Annotated in this window: 14 protein-coding genes; 6 read left to right on the top strand and 8 right to left on the bottom strand. The window is 75.6% G+C overall.

All coding sequences use genetic code 11. The features are described 5' to 3' along the window. Positions 1 to 162: 162 nt before the first annotated feature. From EKG83_RS03955 to EKG83_RS48865, 3 genes are all read right to left on the bottom strand, one after another. A complete protein-coding gene (locus tag EKG83_RS03955) occupies positions 163 to 1038 on the bottom strand; it encodes a helix-turn-helix domain-containing protein (protein ID WP_033430452.1) in 876 nt (291 codons plus the stop codon). 70 nt (positions 1039 to 1108) lie between these two features. Further along, positions 1109 to 1486 carry a type II toxin-antitoxin system death-on-curing family toxin gene (locus EKG83_RS03950; RefSeq protein ID WP_033430453.1) on the bottom strand — a complete coding sequence of 126 codons (378 nt, stop codon included), beginning with the start codon at positions 1484 to 1486 and terminating at the stop codon, positions 1109 to 1111. Next, positions 1483 to 1611, bottom strand: a complete 129-nt coding sequence (locus tag EKG83_RS48865) for a hypothetical protein (protein WP_265590314.1) — start codon at positions 1609 to 1611, stop codon at positions 1483 to 1485. Before EKG83_RS48865 ends, EKG83_RS03950 begins: the two co-directional genes overlap by 4 nt. Here EKG83_RS48865 and EKG83_RS03945 point away from each other — a divergent pair. Beyond that, positions 1610 to 2290 carry a Uma2 family endonuclease gene (locus EKG83_RS03945; RefSeq protein WP_322746630.1) on the top strand — a complete coding sequence of 227 codons (681 nt, stop codon included), beginning with the start codon at positions 1610 to 1612 and terminating at the stop codon, positions 2288 to 2290. The two genes, EKG83_RS48865 and EKG83_RS03945, sit on opposite strands and share 2 nt — an antisense overlap. 2 nt (positions 2291 to 2292) lie before the next feature. Here the strand turns inward: EKG83_RS03945 and ychF are convergent, their stop codons facing one another. Next, positions 2293 to 3372 carry a redox-regulated ATPase YchF gene (gene ychF, locus EKG83_RS03940; protein ID WP_033430455.1) on the bottom strand — a complete coding sequence of 360 codons (1080 nt, stop codon included), beginning with the start codon at positions 3370 to 3372 and terminating at the stop codon, positions 2293 to 2295. A gap of 79 nt (positions 3373 to 3451) precedes the next feature. On the opposite strand from ychF, the gene EKG83_RS03935 reads away from it, so the two are divergent. Further along, complete coding sequence (locus EKG83_RS03935) at positions 3452 to 4735, top strand: DNA-3-methyladenine glycosylase 2 family protein (RefSeq protein ID WP_051765513.1); 1284 nt, start codon at positions 3452 to 3454, stop codon at positions 4733 to 4735. Further along, complete coding sequence (locus EKG83_RS03930) at positions 4732 to 5232, top strand: methylated-DNA--[protein]-cysteine S-methyltransferase (protein ID WP_033430456.1); 501 nt, start codon at positions 4732 to 4734, stop codon at positions 5230 to 5232. Before EKG83_RS03935 ends, EKG83_RS03930 begins: the two co-directional genes overlap by 4 nt. A 10-nt stretch (positions 5233 to 5242) precedes the next feature. On the opposite strand, the gene EKG83_RS03925 is transcribed toward EKG83_RS03930, so the two are convergent. The 3 genes from EKG83_RS03925 to EKG83_RS03915 all read right to left on the bottom strand — a co-directional run bounded on the left by EKG83_RS03925 (position 5243) and on the right by EKG83_RS03915 (position 8330). Next, entirely contained in the window at positions 5243 to 6220 is a 978-nt protein-coding gene (locus EKG83_RS03925) for a hypothetical protein (protein WP_157591510.1), read from the bottom strand. A gap of 368 nt (positions 6221 to 6588) precedes the next feature. Further along, positions 6589 to 7353, bottom strand: coding sequence for a DUF6542 domain-containing protein (locus tag EKG83_RS03920; RefSeq protein ID WP_033430458.1), 765 nt, complete (start codon positions 7351 to 7353; stop codon positions 6589 to 6591). A 41-nt stretch (positions 7354 to 7394) separates the two neighbouring features. Further along, on the bottom strand, positions 7395 to 8330 hold the full coding sequence (locus EKG83_RS03915) for a DNA recombination protein RmuC (RefSeq protein ID WP_153277862.1): 936 nt from the start codon (positions 8328 to 8330) through the stop codon (positions 7395 to 7397). Positions 8331 to 8428: 98 nt separating this feature from the next. On the opposite strand from EKG83_RS03915, the gene EKG83_RS03910 reads away from it, so the two are divergent. From EKG83_RS03910 to EKG83_RS03900, 3 genes are read left to right on the top strand one after another with little or no spacing between them, the layout of a single operon-like run. Continuing rightward, positions 8429 to 9574 carry a metallophosphoesterase family protein gene (locus tag EKG83_RS03910; RefSeq protein WP_033430460.1) on the top strand — a complete coding sequence of 382 codons (1146 nt, stop codon included), beginning with the start codon at positions 8429 to 8431 and terminating at the stop codon, positions 9572 to 9574. Continuing rightward, positions 9571 to 12447, top strand: a complete 2877-nt coding sequence (locus EKG83_RS03905; RefSeq protein ID WP_033430461.1) for an AAA family ATPase — start codon at positions 9571 to 9573, stop codon at positions 12445 to 12447. The genes EKG83_RS03910 and EKG83_RS03905 overlap by 4 nt, the downstream gene beginning before the upstream one ends. Before the next feature lie 38 nt (positions 12448 to 12485). Beyond that, entirely contained in the window at positions 12486 to 13466 is a 981-nt protein-coding gene (locus EKG83_RS03900) for a hypothetical protein (RefSeq protein WP_033430462.1), read from the top strand. Positions 13467 to 13472: 6 nt separating this feature from the next. On the opposite strand, the gene EKG83_RS03895 is transcribed toward EKG83_RS03900, so the two are convergent. Continuing rightward, positions 13473 to 14435, bottom strand: a complete 963-nt coding sequence (locus EKG83_RS03895; RefSeq protein ID WP_051765492.1) for a DUF1883 domain-containing protein — start codon at positions 14433 to 14435, stop codon at positions 13473 to 13475. Between the last annotated feature and the right edge of the window lie 22 nt (positions 14436 to 14457).

The raw sequence follows: 14457 nt of genomic DNA, 5'->3' as shown, positions 1-14457 counted from the left end.
ATGCTGGCGACCGCGGGTGGCGTCTTCGCCATGGCCCGCCACAGCCGCAACCAGGTGCGCTGATGGCACGCAGACAGTACCTCGGGGCGGGGCGGTGGGTGTTCCGCCCCGAGGTCTTCGCCCCTCCCGGTCGAACGCCTCAGGCGGTGACCCGGGTCACCGTCAACGCAACGCCTCGCACGCCGCCACGATCAGCTCCGCCGAGCGCTCCGGCGACAGCGCCACCTCGCGGCTCAGCCGCTCGAATGCGCGCACGAACACGTCGACCTGCGCGGCCGCGTCCAGGATCTCGCCGCCCGCCGCGTGCTCCAGGTAGACCGTCGGCACGGCGCCCGGCTCGTCGTCGGCGTCCAGGATCACCGCCGAACCGGACATGCCGCCGTAGGCGCCCGCCGCGAACGGCACGACCTGGATGGTGACGTTGTCGCGGGTGCGGCCCTCCCGCAGCAGGTGGTCCAACTGCTCGCGCATGACCGCCGGCCCGCCGACCACGCGCCGCAGCACGGCCTCGTCGACCAGCGCGTGCAGGTGCAGCGGCCGGTCCCCGGCCAGCAGCTCCCGGCGGTCCCGCCGCTCGGCGACCGCCTGCTCCCGCCAGTCCGCCGGGTGCCCCGGCGCGAACTCCGCCGCGCCGTCCACCACCGCCGCGGCGTACCCGCCGGTCTGGAGCGGGCCGGGGACGGCGACCCGGTCGAGGCTCCGCTCCCGGACCGCGATGCCCTCCTCCTTGCGGAACGCGACGTACTTCGCCGGCCGGCCCTCCACGTGCCGGATGCGGTGACCGGTGCCCCGGGCGGCCTCGTAGAGGCGGGTGGCGCGCTCGCGCTCCTCGTCCGAGGCGCGGTAGAGGCCGAGCAGGGCGACCACGAAGTGGTAGTTGGGCAGGGTGAGGCCGTTCTCCAGCCGGTTGATCGTGGTCCGGTTGGACCTGGTCAGCGCGCCGACCTCGGCGGAGGTCAGCCTCGGCTCGACGCGGTCTCGCAATTGCTTCATGAATTCGCCGAGCCGGGCCTTGCGCCGGGTCCACTCCACCGCCATGGCGCCACGCTAACGAGCCCCACGGCTCACGCGCACTAACACGATCGGGCGGCGCATTATGCACCGTGCGCTATTTCCCGCGCGTCCACTCGGCCAATCGCGCCGCCGCGTGCGAATGGTCGACCGCGCTCGTGGCCAGCTCGATCACCAGGTCGTAGGCGTCGTCCTCCGGCGCGTCCAGGTCCAGGCCGTTCAGGCCGAGGAAGACGAAGGCCGACATCCACCCCAGCCGCTTGTTGCCGTCGACCAGCGGGTGGTTGCGCAGCACCGACTGCATCAGCACCGCGGCCTTCTCGCGCAGGTCGGGGTAGGCGTCCTCGCCCATCAGCGACGACCGCGGCCGGTGCGCGGCGGCGTCGAGCAGGCCCGGGTCGCGGACCTGCGGCACGCCCAGGTCGGCGGCCAGGGTCAGCAGGTCGTCCGGGGTGAGGTAGTCGACGGTACTCATCGGGACAGGCGGTCCAGCAGCGCCGCGTAGCGCTCGCGACCGTCCCGCGAGAGCGCCTTCAGCCGCTCCGCGCGCCCGGTGCCGTCGGCGGTGGCGTCGCGCACCACCTCGTCCTTTTCCGCCATGGTGCGGATGTTAGCGGTACCGCCGGTACACGAGCGCGGCATATTCACCGGATCACGCAATTCCGCCACGGCTCGGGACTGGATTAGCGTACCGAGGAGCAGAGGAGGACTGATGACCACTTTGCCCGGGTGGATGCATCCGCCGCGCGAAGAAGGCTGGCTCGCCGAGGACCTGGACCACCTCCACGAAGCACCCCGGCACACCGAACTCATCCACGGAGGACTCGTTTTCATGCTGGTTCCACGGCGGTCGGGGTACAGCCGCGCCGTTCACAGGCTCACCTGCGCGTTGGAGGAGCAGGCACCGGAAGGCGTCGTGGTCGAGCAGGAGATCACGATCCGGCTCGACGCGCACAACCGCCCCGAGCCGGACATCGTGGTCACGGCCGTCCCCCTCGACAAGGACCGCACCTGGCACGCCCCGGACGACGTCCTGCTGGTCATCGAGGTCGTGTCACCGGAGTCCGCGTACCGCGATCGCACGGTCAAGCCGCGCAAGTACGCCGAAGCCGGCATCCGGCACCACTGGCGCGTCGAGGAGGAGGACGGCGAACCGGTCGTGCACGTCTGCGAACTGGACGAGTCGACCGGGGCGTACCGCCCGGTCGACGTCGTCCGCGGCACCCTGCACCTGCAGGTGCCGTTCGAGATCAAGATCGACTTGCCCGGCCTGGTTTGAGGTCAGACGTTGAACCTGAACTCCACCACGTCGCCGTCGGCCATGACGTAGTCCTTGCCCTCCATGCGGACCTTGCCCGCCGCCCGCGCCGCGGCCATCGAACCCGCCTCCACCAGGTCGTCGAACGACACGACCTCGGCCTTGATGAACCCGCGCTCGAAGTCCGTGTGGATCACGCCCGCCGCCTGCGGCGCGGTCGCGCCCTTGGGGATCGTCCAGGCCCGCGACTCCTTCGGCCCCGCGGTCAGGTAGGTCTGCAGCCCCAGGGTGTGGAACCCGGCCCGCGCGAGGGCGTGCAGCCCCGGCTCGTGCTGGCCGATGGACTCCAGCAGCTCCCGGGCGGACTCCTCGTCCAGCTCCAGCAGCTCCGCCTCGACCTTGGCGTCGAGGAACACCGCGTCCGCGGGCGCCACCAGCTCGCGCAGCTCCTTGAGCCTCGCCTCGTCGGTCAGCACCGACTCGTCGGCGTTGAACACGTACAGGAACGGCTTGGTGGTGAGCAGGCTCAGCTCGCGCAGCAGCGGGCCGTCCACTTCGGACTGCGCGGCGAACAGGGTGCGGCCGGAGTCCAGCACCTCGCGCGCCTTCTGCGCCGCCTCCAGCGCGGGCCGCCGGTCCTTGGCCGTCCGCGCCTCCTTCTCCAGCCGCGGGATGGCCTTCTCCAGGGTCTGGAGGTCGGCCAGGATCAGCTCGGTGTTGATCGTCTCGATGTCGGCGGCCGGGTCGACGCGACCGTCGACGTGCACCACGTCGTCGTCGGCGAACACGCGGATGACCTGGCAGATCGCGTTGGCCTCGCGGATGTTGGCGAGGAACTTGTTGCCCAGGCCCGCGCCCTCGGACGCGCCCTTCACGATGCCCGCGATGTCGACGAACGACACGGTCGCCGGCACCTCGCGCTCGGAGGAGAAGATCCCGGCCAGCCTGCCGAGGCGCGCGTCGGGCAGCGGCACCACGCCGACGTTCGGCTCGATGGTCGCGAACGGGTAGTTCGCCGCCAGCACGTCGTTGCGCGTGAGGGCGTTGAACAGGGTGGACTTGCCGACGTTGGGCAGGCCGACGATACCGAGGGTCAAACTCACGGGGGATGAGTCTACGCGCACCACCCCCGTGTCCGATTCCCGCGAGACCCCACCCGAACGCACTGGCAGAGTGGGCGCCATGCTCCTCGACGACGAACGCGCCTACCGGGCCGTCGCCGCCCGCGACGCCCGCTTCGACGGCTGCTTCATCCTCGCGGTGCGCACCACCCGCATCTACTGCCGCCCGTCGTGCCCCGCGGTGACGCCGAAGCGCCGCAACGCCGAGTTCTACCCCACGGCCGCCGCCGCGCAGGCCGCCGGCTACCGGGCGTGCCGGCGCTGCCTGCCGGACGCCGTGCCGGGGTCGCCGGAGTGGAACCTGCGCGCCGACCTGGCCGCGCGCGCCATGCGCCTGATCTCCGACGGCCTGGTCGAGCGCGAGGGCGTCCCCGGCCTGGCCGCCCGCCTGGGCTACTCCGAGCGGCACCTGACGCGCGTGCTGACCGCCGAGCTGGGCGCCGGTCCCCTGGCGCTGGCGCGGGCCCACCGCGCCCACTCCGCCCGCCTGCTGATCGAGACCACGGACCTGTCGTTCTCCGACGTCGCGTTCGCCGCCGGGTTCGCCAGCGTGCGGCAGTTCAACGACACGATCCGGGCCGTGTTCGCCAGCACGCCGTCGGCGATGCGCGCGGCCCGCCCGGTCACCGGCCCGGCGGGGCGCATCACCCTGCGCCTGCCCTACCGGCCGCCGTTCGACGCGGCGGGCCTGCTGGCCCACTTCCGGGCCGGCGCGATCCCCGGCGTCGAGCACGTCACCGACACCGGCTACGCCCGCTCGCTGCGCCTGCCGCACGGCCAGGCCACCGCCCGGCTCACCCCCGCCGACGGCCACGTGCTGTGCTCGCTGCGCCTGGCCGACCTGCGCGACCTGGGCAGCGCGGTGAGCCGGGTGCGGCGCCTGCTGGACCTCGACGCCGACCCGGTGGCCGTGGACGGGTTCCTGGCCGCCGACCCCGAGCTGCGCCCGCGCGTGCTGTCCCGGCCGGGCGTCCGGCTGCCGGGCAGCGTGGACGGCGCCGAGACCCTGCTGCGGGCCCTGGGCCACACCGGGCCCGGCGAGCCGCTGGAGCACCCGGACGGCGAGCTGACCCACCTGTACCCGAGCCCGGCCGCGGTCGACTCGCCGGTGGCGCGGGCCCTGGCCGACGGCACCCTGCGGGTGGACGTCGGCCGGGACGCCGACGAGCTGCGCGCCGAGCTGGCCGCGTTCCCGGGCATCGGGCCGGACGTCGCCTCGTACGTCGTCATGCGCGTGCTGGGCGCCCCGGACACCCCCCTGGTCGACAACCCCGCGTGGCGGCCGTGGCGCTCCTACGCCGCCATGCACCTCATGACCACCGCGCACCTCGGGAGAGCAGCGTGACCACCGCGCACGTGTCCACGATCGACACGCACATCGGACCCTTCACCGCCGTCGTCGCCCCGGACGGGGCCGTCCTGGCCAGCGGCTGGACCGCGGACCCGGACGACCTGCTGCCGCAGGTCTCGCCGTCGCTGCGGCCGACCGCGCTGACCACCCGCCGCGACCTGGGCGAGGTGACCCGGGCCGTGCGCGCCTACCACCGCGGCGACCTCGCCGCGATCGACGGCGTGCCGGTGCGGCAGCGCGCGGGCGAGTTCACCGAGCAGGCGTGGACGGCGCTGCGCGCGGTGCCGGCGGGCCGGACCGTCAGCTACGCCGAGTACGCCGGGCTGGCCGGCCGCCCGGCGGCGGTCCGGGCGGCGGCGAGCGCGTGCGCGAAGAACGCGGCCACCCTGTTCGTGCCCTGCCACCGGGTCGTCCGCACGGGCGGCGCGACCGGCGCGTTCCGCTGGGGCGTGGAGGTCAAGCGGCGGCTGCTGGCCCACGAGGCCCGCTGACCGCCGGCGGTCAGCGCACCGGGGCCAGCCACGGGCGCAGCTCGACCCCGTCGCCGAGCGGCGCGAACCGCTCGGCCAGCTCGGGCGTGACCATGACCAGGTCCACGTGGACCCGGTCCCCGCCGCCGCCGGCGGCGAAGATGCCGTTGGCCTGGTCGTCCATCAGCGGGCGCAGCACCTCGTCGACCTGCTGCTGGAGCCGGGTCTGGTCGGCCATGCTCATCCGGCCCCGCGCGTCCACCACGCACAGGTTGCCGGTGTGGCGGGCGCGCAGCTCGCGCCCCGCCTCGGTCGGGTCGCCCGAGACGACCTCCACCACCAGGACCACGACCGCGTCGCCCATCGCGGCGGTGGCCGTCGGCACGCCCTCGGGGTAGGCCGCGCGGGGCATGCGGAACCGGTCCGGGTGCTCGTTCACGTAGTGGCCGAGTTCGAGGGAGTCGGTGGCGCCGCCGGGCTGCCAACCGCCGGGCGGCGGCGCGCAGGGCACGTGGTCGAGGTCGGGCCGGGACACCGACGGCGGCGCCGAGGGGGACTGGCCGGTGACGTGGAGCACGCCGGACCGCCACACGCCCTCCAACTGGACGGCGTCGGCCATCGGTCCGACGCCGGTGACCCGGACGCCCAGGGGGCAGGTGGGGCCCCGGCCGGGGATGTCCACGTCGACCGCGATGGGCGCGCAGAAGAACGGCCCGCCGTCCTTGGCGACCACGCGGCCGGTGGCCCGGGTGGTGTCGCCGTCCCGGAGCACCAGGTCGGCGACGGGGCGCGCTTCGGGGGTCGCGACGCCGGTGCCGAAGGCGTCCCGGGTCCCGGTGTCGGGGACCCGGGCGTCCGGGGGCGGTGCGTCGCGCGCCGCGTCGGTCGCGAGGACCACGCCCACCACGGCGGCGACCACGCCGAGCGCCGTCGCGATCCACCAGCGCGCCGGTCCGCGGCCGGGTAACCGGGGTGGTCGGTCGTCCGGGGTGCCCGGTTCCGGGGTCATCTCGTCCATGCCCTTCGGCCGGAGGGGCGGGTCCGGGCCAGCCTGGCAGAGCCCGGGGCGGTGGACCAGCGGCCGGGAGCAGGCTCCGGATCGGCCGAACAGGCACCGGCCCGACCAGGTCCCGGGGCAGCCGGCGAGCCCCCGGTCGGCCCCGGCGGAACCCCGGTCGACCCGGCAACGCCCAGGTCACCGCGGCAAGCCCCGGGTCGGTCCGGCAAACCCCGGGTCGGTCCGGCAAACCCCGGGTCAGTCCGGCAAACCCCGGGTCAGCCCGGCAAACCCCAGATCACCGCGGCAAACCCCGCGGTCGGTCCGGCAAACCCCGGATCAGCCGAACACGGCCCCCGGTCGGCCGCACCCGGCCCGGCTCAGTCCTCGTCGCGCGGCGGGCGCGGCTTGCGCTGCCCGGGACGTCCCTCGCGGGGCGCGGGCCGCCGCGGCCGGTCACCCGCCGCGCCGTCGCGGGGCCGGGGCCGCTTGGGCCGGTCCTCGTCGGCCGGGGCGGGGCGGCGGCGCTCGGCCGGGGCGTCCGGTCGGGGCCGCTTGGGGCGGTCCTCGGCGGGGACCGCCTTCTCCGCGCGCTCCGCCTTCTCCGCCCGGCCCGCCCGCGCGGGCTTCTCCGGCTTGCGCTTGGCCTCCCGGACCTCTTCCGGCGTCGGCCGGTTCGGGTCCTTCTGGATCATCACCCGGATGATCCCGATGAGCACCGTGCACACCGTGGTGAGCGCCATCGCCGGGAACCCGTCGATCAGCGGCCGGCCCAGGTTCAGGCCGATCGAGGCCAGCCCGCCGGTCGGCACGCCCTGCGTGAACACCACCATCAGCGGCACCACGATGGCCAGCACGAGCGGCGGCTGGACGATCGGGCCGAACATCGACCGGCGCTCCACGAACACCACCGCGCCGACGCAGCCGACGAAGAACGTGATGCCGAACACCAGCTTCACGGTCGCCTCGCTGCCGGACAGGTCGACGTACGCGCCGACCACGGCCACCGCGAAGGTGATGATCACCGCGGCCCACCAGGGCAGCCCCCGGAAGCTGCCGAACATGGCGCGGTCGTTCCAGCGCACGCCCTCGTCGAAGTCGTCCTCCGGCTCGCTGCGCGAGTCGTCACGCGTAGCAGCGGTCACGCAGCACACTCCTCGTTCGGCTTAAGGTCCGGCACACTCTATTACGCCTCGCGCGCGTCCAAGGGTGCACCGAGGCTCTCGTCAGCCCTCCGCACCAGCGGCAACGGCGTGACCCCCGACGACGCGTTGCTCAGCGGTTCCACGGCCGCGCGGAAGCCCTCCAGGGCGTCCAGCTCGCGCCGCCGCGCCGACAGGAACCGCTGGAGGTGCGTGCTGGACAGGTTCACCGCGTCGATCGCGCCGTCGGCGGCCCGGTGCGCGCGCCCCGCCGCGGCCCGCACCTGCTCCACGTCGTCGGCCAGCGCCCGGTCGGTCACCGCGAACATCGCCGCCGAGGCGATCACCGCGAAGCCGGTCGGCCCGCACAGGAACACCCGCCGGTCCAGCAGCCACCGCAGCAGCTCCGGGTCGGTGTCCAGGGCCGCGACCACCGCGGCGTCGTTGGGCACGAACATGATCGTCCCGTAGATCGCGTCGGCCCACCGCTGGTAGCCCTTGCCGGCCAGCTCGGCGGCACGCGCCCGGATGTTGCGCACGTGCACGCGCAGCGCGTCGGCGCGCTCGGTCGCGTCGTCGGTCTCGACCGCCTCGGCCCACGTCGCCATGCTCATCTTCGCGTCCACGGGCACCTGCCTGCCGCCGCCGACGTTGAGCACCATGTCCGGCCGCACCGAGCCGCCGCCCGCGACGTCCACCTGCAGCTCGAAGTGGATGCCCTGGCGCAGCCCGAGCACCCGCGCGGTCTCCACCAGCACCTGCTCGCCCAGCTCGCCGCGCCCGCTGACCGAGGAGAACGCCACCTCGTAGCGCTGGAGCGCCGCCCACTGCGCGTCCCCGCGCTCGCGCTCGGCCGCCACCGCCGCCAGCGCCGCGTCGGTGCGCCGCACGCTGTCCTGGTAGAGCCGGTACAGGAACAGCAGCGCACCCGCGAGGAGGAGCGCCACGACCACCGCCGCCGTGCTGAGGACCGCCGTCACGCCCCGATCATCCCGCACACCGACGGGGTCACCCGGTCCGGCGACACGCCGGACCCCCTGTCGGGCTCGGCCGGCGATCACCCCTAGCGTGTGCCCGCATGAGGCTCCTGCACACCTCCGACTGGCACGTGGGCCGCACCTTCCACGGCCGCGACCTGCTGCGCGAGCAGGAGTCGGTGCTGGGCGGGCTGGCCGACCTGGTCGCCGACGAGCGGGTGGACGTGGTCGTGGTCGCGGGCGACCTGTTCGACCGGGCCGTGCCCAACGCCGAGGCGGTCGCGGTGTGCTCGCGGGTGCTGCGGCGGGTCCGCGAGGCGGGCGCGCGGATCGTGGTCACGCCCGGCAACCACGACTCGGCGGCGCGGCTGGGCTTCCTCGGCGCGTTCACCGAGGCGGGCGGGCTGCACCTGCGCACGCGCGCGGCGGAGCTGCACGACCCGGTGCTGTTCGCCGACGCGCACGGGCCGGTCGCGGTGTACGGCATCCCGTTCCTGGAGCCGGAGACCGCGCGCCACGCGCTGGGCGTGCCGGACGCCCGGGGCCACGCCGGCGTGCTCACCGAGGCGATGCGGCGGGTCCGCGAGGACCTGGCGGGCCGGCCCGGGACCCGGTCGGTGGTGCTGGCGCACGCGTTCGTGACCGGCGGCGAGCCGTGCGAGTCCGAGCGCACCATCGCGGTCGGCGGCGTGCAGGACGTGTCGGGCTCGGTGTTCGCCGGCGTCGACTACGCGGCGCTGGGCCACCTGCACGGGCAGCAGACGCTGGCCGACCACCTGCGCTACTCGGGCAGCCCGGTGGCGTACTCGTTCTCCGAGGCCAGGCACCACAAGCAGGTGTGGCTGGTCGAGCTGGACGCGGGCGGCCTGGCCGGCGTGGAGCGGCGGTCGCTGCCCGTGCCGCGGGCGCTGTCGACGCTGGGCGGCGAGCTGGAGGAGCTGCTGCTGGAGCCCGCGCACGAGGCGGTGGCCGACCACTTCCTGTCGGTCACGCTGACCGACCGGGTGCGGCCGCTCGACGCGCTGCGCAGGCTCCAGGCGCGGTTCCCGCACGCGGTGCACGTGGAGTGGCGGCCGGCGGGCGGGCGGACCGGTGAGCTGCGGTTCGCCGAGCGGGTGCGCGGCCGCTCCGACGAGGAGGTCGCCTGCTGCTTCGTCGAGGACGTGCGCGGCGACCGGCCGGGCGACCGGGAACTGGCGCTGCTGCGCGAGGCGTTCGCCGCGGCGGCCCGGGAGGGGGATTCGTGAAGCTGCACCGGCTGGCGGTGAGCGGGTTCGGCCCGTACGCCGAGCGCGAGGAGGTCGACTTCGACCTGCTCGGCGCGGACGGGCTGTTCCTGCTGCACGGCGACACCGGCGCGGGCAAGACGACGCTGCTCGACGCGGTGGCGTTCGCGCTGTTCGGGAAGGTGCCGGGCGCGCGTGGCGACGTGAAGCGGCTGCGCTGCGACTACGCCTCGCCGGACACGCCGACGTTCGTCGAGCTGGAGCTGACCGTGCGGGGCAGGCGGTTCCTGGTCCGGCGCAGCCCGGAGTACGACCGGCCCAAGAGGCGCGGCGGCGGCGTCACCCGCCAGCAGGCGCAGGCGTCGCTGACCTGGCTGGCCGGCTGGGAGGGCGAGGGCCACACCCGCATCGACGACGTGGCGCGCGAGGTCGACGCCCTGCTGGGCATGACCGCCGACCAGTTCTTCCAGGTCGTGCTGCTGCCGCAGGGCGAGTTCGCGCGGTTCCTGCGCGCCGAGACCGCCGAGCGGGAGAAGCTGCTGGAGAAGCTGTTCGGCACCGAGCGGTTCCTGGACGTGGAGAAGTGGTTCCGCGAGCACCGCCGGGAACGGCGCCAGGAGGTCGAGCGGCTGGGCCTGGAGACCCGCGACCTGGTCCAGCGGGTCGCCGAGGCCGCCGCCGAGGAACCGCCGGCGGTCGCCGACCACGAGTGGCTCAGCTCGCTGCTCAAGCGGCTGGACGAGGACGCGCGCGAGGCCGGGCGGCGGGCCGGCGAGGTGCTGGCGCGCCGCGACGAGGCCGAGCGGGCGTGGCAGGACGCCCGGGCGCGCGACGAGCGGGTGCGGCGGGTGCGCGAGGCGCGCCGGGCGCTGGACCGGTACGCCGAGGTGGAGCCCGACCTGCGGGCGTGGGCCGCCGAGCGGGACGCGGCCCGGCAGGCCGCCGTGGTGGTGCCCGCGCAGGCGGCCGCGGAGCGCCTGGAGGCCGCGCTGGGGACCGCGGGCGCGCGGGAGCGGGCGGCGGCGGACGCGGTGGCCGCGCTCGGCTACGACGGCACGGACCTGCGCGGCGACGCCGAGCGGCTGCGCGAGGAGTCGGGCGCGCTGACCGGCCTGGCCGCCGAGGCGCTCAAGCAGGACGACGACCGGCGGCGCGTCGCGCACCTGGAGCAGTCGATCACCACCGCGACCCGCGACCTGGCGGCCCTGGTCACGCAGCTCGACGAGGTGCCCGCCCGGCTGGCGGCCCACCGGTCGGCGGTCGAGGAGGCGACGCTGGCCGCGGCGCGGCTGACCCGGGTCGCGGGCCTGGCCGCGGCGGCCGCGGAGCTGCCGCGGGTCGAGGCGGACTTCGCCGCCGCCGACGAGGCGCGGCGCGACGCCGTGGACGGGCACCAGCGGGCCCGGGACGCGCTGCTGCGGGTGCGGCAGGAGCGGCTGGAGGGCATGGCCGTCGAGCTGGCGGGCGAGCTGCGCGACGGCGAGGCGTGCCCGGTGTGCGGGTCGGCCGAGCACCCGGCGCCCGCGCGACCCGCGCCGGGCACGGTCACCGCGGCGGACGAGGAGGCCGCGGCCGCCGGGGAGCAGCGGGCCGCCGACCGGCGGTCACGCGCCGAGCGCGCCGCCCAGGAGCTGGGCGCGCGACTGGCCCACCTGCGCGAGCAGCTCGGCGAGAACTCCCCCGACGAGCTGGAGCGCGAGCACCGCGCGGTGTCGGCGCTGGCCGGTCGGCTGGAGCAGCGGCAGGCGGCGCTGGCCGAGCTGGAGCGGCAGGTCGCGGACGCGCAGGACCGGCGCGTCCGGCTGGAGCGGGACCTGGAGCGGGCGGGCGCGCAGCGGGACGAGCTGGTCGCCGCGGTCGCCGAGCGCGAGGCGCGGCTGGAGCGGGCGCGCGGCGACTTCCCGGACGTGGTGGCGCGCCGGGCGCACCTGTCCGACCTCGCCGACGCGCTGACCGACCTGCACGCGCGCCGCGTCGCCGTGGCCGAGCACGAGGAGCGCCTGGCCGAGCAGCGGGTCGAGGTGTCGCGGCTGGCGGCGGGCGCCGGGTTCGCCGACGTGGCCGAGGCCCTGGCCGCCGCCCGCCCCGACCACGTGGTCACCGCGCTGGAGGCGCGCGTCCGCGACGCCGAGCAGACCCGCGCGGCGGCCGAGGGCACCCTGGTCGAGCTGGCCGACGTCGACCCGGGCACCGAGGTCGACGTGGCGGGCGCCGAGGCGCGGTTCCGCGAGGCCACCGAGGTCGCCACCCGCGCGTCCGGCGCCCGCGACGAGGCCGGCAGGCGCGCGGCGCGGGCCGCCGACCTGGGCGGGCAGCTGCGCGCGGCGTGGGCGCGGGCGGAGCCGGTGCAGGCCGCGTTCGACGAGCTGGACGCGCTGACCGACGTGATCAACGGCCGGGGGCAGAACAACCGCAGCATGACCCTGCGCACCTACGTGCTGGCCGCGCGGCTGGAGGAGGTCGCGGTGGCCGCGAGCGCGCGCCTGGAGCGCATGAGCCAGGGGCGCTACCGGTTCGTGCACTCGGTCGAGGCCGGTCCGCGCGGCACCAGGGGCGGCCTGGGGCTGGACGTGCTCGACGACTACTCGGGGTTGCAGCGGCCGGCCAAGACGCTGTCGGGCGGCGAGTCGTTCCTGGCGTCGCTGGCGCTGGCGCTGGGGCTGTCCGACGTGGTGGCGGCGGGCGCGGTGCTGGACACGCTGTTCATCGACGAGGGCTTCGGCACGCTGGACGCGGAGACGCTGGAACTGGTGATGACCACGCTGGACGAGCTGCGCGCGGGCGGCCGGGTGGTCGGGCTGGTGTCCCACGTGGACGAGCTGCGGCAGCGCATCCCGACCCGGTTGCGGGTGCGCAAGGCGCGCGCGGGCTCGAAGCTGGAACTGACGGCGTGACGGCCGCCGGGGAGCGGCCCCGGTTAGGCCGCCGCCGGGTGCTCCCGAAGGTGCTCGGCGTCGCGGTGCTCGCGCTGGTCCTGGTGCGCTCCGGGGACCTGTGGCACCTGGTGGGCGACTGGTGGGGCGGCAGGCTGACCGGCGACTCGACGGTGCTGGGCTGGAAGCTGCGCTACTGGGGTCGGCTCGGCAAGTCCTGCCAGTTCACCGGCGGTGTCACCGTCGTGCTCAAGATCATCGGCCCCGAGCGGTTCAGCGAGTGGAGCGCGGCGTGGGAGGCACGTCGGGAACGCGCGCTGACCGCGGTGGAGCAGGCCGTCGCGGTGTACCCGCTGACCGCGCTGCGCCAGGCCATGGGGACCAGCCTGGTGCGCACCCGCCACTACGCGATCCCGGAAGGCGGGAGCTGGTCCCGGGAGGAGGTGTGGACCGGCGGTCCGCCGCACGTCGGCACCGCGCCGGTCGACCAGGCCGAGGTCGACGCGTGGCACACGGCGGCGCTGACGGCGGTGGAGTCCGCCCACGGCTGCGCCGAACCGCACCACCCGGAGGCGTGCCCGGAGCAGATCGCCTTCGCCCGGGCAGCGGTGGACCGGTTCCTGCGCGAACGGCTCGGCCCCGCCGAGTGGAACCGCGTCACCGCGCTGAGCACGACCGTGTTGAACGCGCCGATCCTGTTCCGCGCGTCGCAGGCCGGCGTGGTGATCCTGCTGATGCTCGCAGGAGGGCTCTACGCGCTGAGGATGGCATCCGCCCCGGGCACGGCGCTGCTCATGCTGATCGTCTGCGCCGGCGCGTTCGCCCTCGGGCTGGTGGTGGTCGGCACGGAGGACCCGCCACGCTCCCGGCGGGACGTCGCGGTGTTCCGGCGCGTCGTGCGGCTGTGGACGGCGCCGGTGGCGGCGGCCATGCGCGGGCTGGCGATCCTGCTGGTGAAGGCCAGGCCCGGCCACGCGGTGGAGTGGTTCGCGTTCTGGGCGTTCCTGGTCGGGTTCGGCCTGGACTTCCTGGCGTCCTGACGCGGGTCAGCGCCGCCCGACGCGCAGCGGCACGACCCGGCCGGGCACCACCTCCGGGTCGTCCTCCTCCTCGGTGGCGGCCTCGTCGGGCAGCACGACCAGCGCGATCTCCTCGGCGATCTCGTCGACGGTGCGGTCGCTGGTGCCGCGCACCACGAGGTCGGCCAGCCAGGGCAGCCCCTCCAGGGCCTCCACCCGGGTGATCCGGTGCAGCACCGGCAGCACCACCTGGTCGCCCTCGACCCGCGGCGTCCCGGTGGCGGTCGGCTCGAAGAACCCCGGCGACAGGACCACCACGCCGAACCGGCTGCACGCCAGGCCGCGCTCCAGCCGCTTGGCCAGCGAGTCCCCGATGGCCAGCTCGAACTCGTCCAGCCACACCGTGGCGCCCCGCGCCCGCAGCGCCTCGGCGAGCGGTCGGGCGACCTCGTCCCGGTCCTCGGCGACGTGCAGCACGAACACGTCGCGCACGCCGTCCGCCGCGCCGCGGTCCCGGACCGCGCCCAGGTGCGGCTCGGTGTTCACCGGCTGCACCGAGATCGGCGGCAGCTCCTCGGCGATCCACCGGACGCGCATGTCCAGCACGCCGGAGGCGCTGCCGAGGTCGCCGACGACGCGCCACCGCCCCGCCCACGGCACGGTCAGCTCGAACGGCGACCCGGTGGCCCACCCGCCGACGTAGGCGTAGCGCCTGCCGCGCATCATCCGGGCGTAGTTCGGGCCGTCGACCAGGCGCACGCTGGCGGCCGGCCCGTCGAGGCGCACCCGCGCCACCGCGCCCGCCGGCTGCCTGGTCGGCTCGGTGCACCAGAACCGGCCCGGCTTGCCCGCCGCGCGCCGCACGTCGCGGCCGCGGCCCACGCGCAGGAGCAGGCGCCAGTTCGGTGCGGGTCGGAGGAGCACCAGCACCAGCAGCGCGGTTTCCGCGACCAGGAGCAGTTGCCAGTTCTCGGCGAGCCACTCGAACATGCCCCGAGCCTTCCCGGCGGGA

This window comes from Saccharothrix syringae (assembly GCF_009498035.1).
Lineage (GTDB): Bacteria > Actinomycetota > Actinomycetes > Mycobacteriales > Pseudonocardiaceae > Actinosynnema > Actinosynnema syringae.
This window is presented reverse-complemented; position numbering and strand designations above follow the sequence as displayed.

Coding starts and splice junctions, on each gene's coding strand:
- EKG83_RS03955 (WP_033430452.1), bottom strand. CDS start 1,038: ATGGCGGTGGAGTGGACCCGGCGCAAGGCCCGGCTCGGCGAATTCATG.
- EKG83_RS03950 (WP_033430453.1), bottom strand. CDS start 1,486: ATGAGTACCGTCGACTACCTCACCCCGGACGACCTGCTGACCCTGGCC.
- EKG83_RS03945 (WP_322746630.1), top strand. CDS start 1,610: ATGGTGCGGATGTTAGCGGTACCGCCGGTACACGAGCGCGGCATATTC.
- EKG83_RS48865 (WP_265590314.1), bottom strand. CDS start 1,611: ATGGCGGAAAAGGACGAGGTGGTGCGCGACGCCACCGCCGACGGCACC.
- EKG83_RS03935 (WP_051765513.1), top strand. CDS start 3,452: ATGCTCCTCGACGACGAACGCGCCTACCGGGCCGTCGCCGCCCGCGAC.
- EKG83_RS03925 (WP_157591510.1), bottom strand. CDS start 6,220: ATGACCCCGGAACCGGGCACCCCGGACGACCGACCACCCCGGTTACCC.
- EKG83_RS03910 (WP_033430460.1), top strand. CDS start 8,429: ATGAGGCTCCTGCACACCTCCGACTGGCACGTGGGCCGCACCTTCCAC.
- EKG83_RS03895 (WP_051765492.1), bottom strand. CDS start 14,435: ATGTTCGAGTGGCTCGCCGAGAACTGGCAACTGCTCCTGGTCGCGGAA.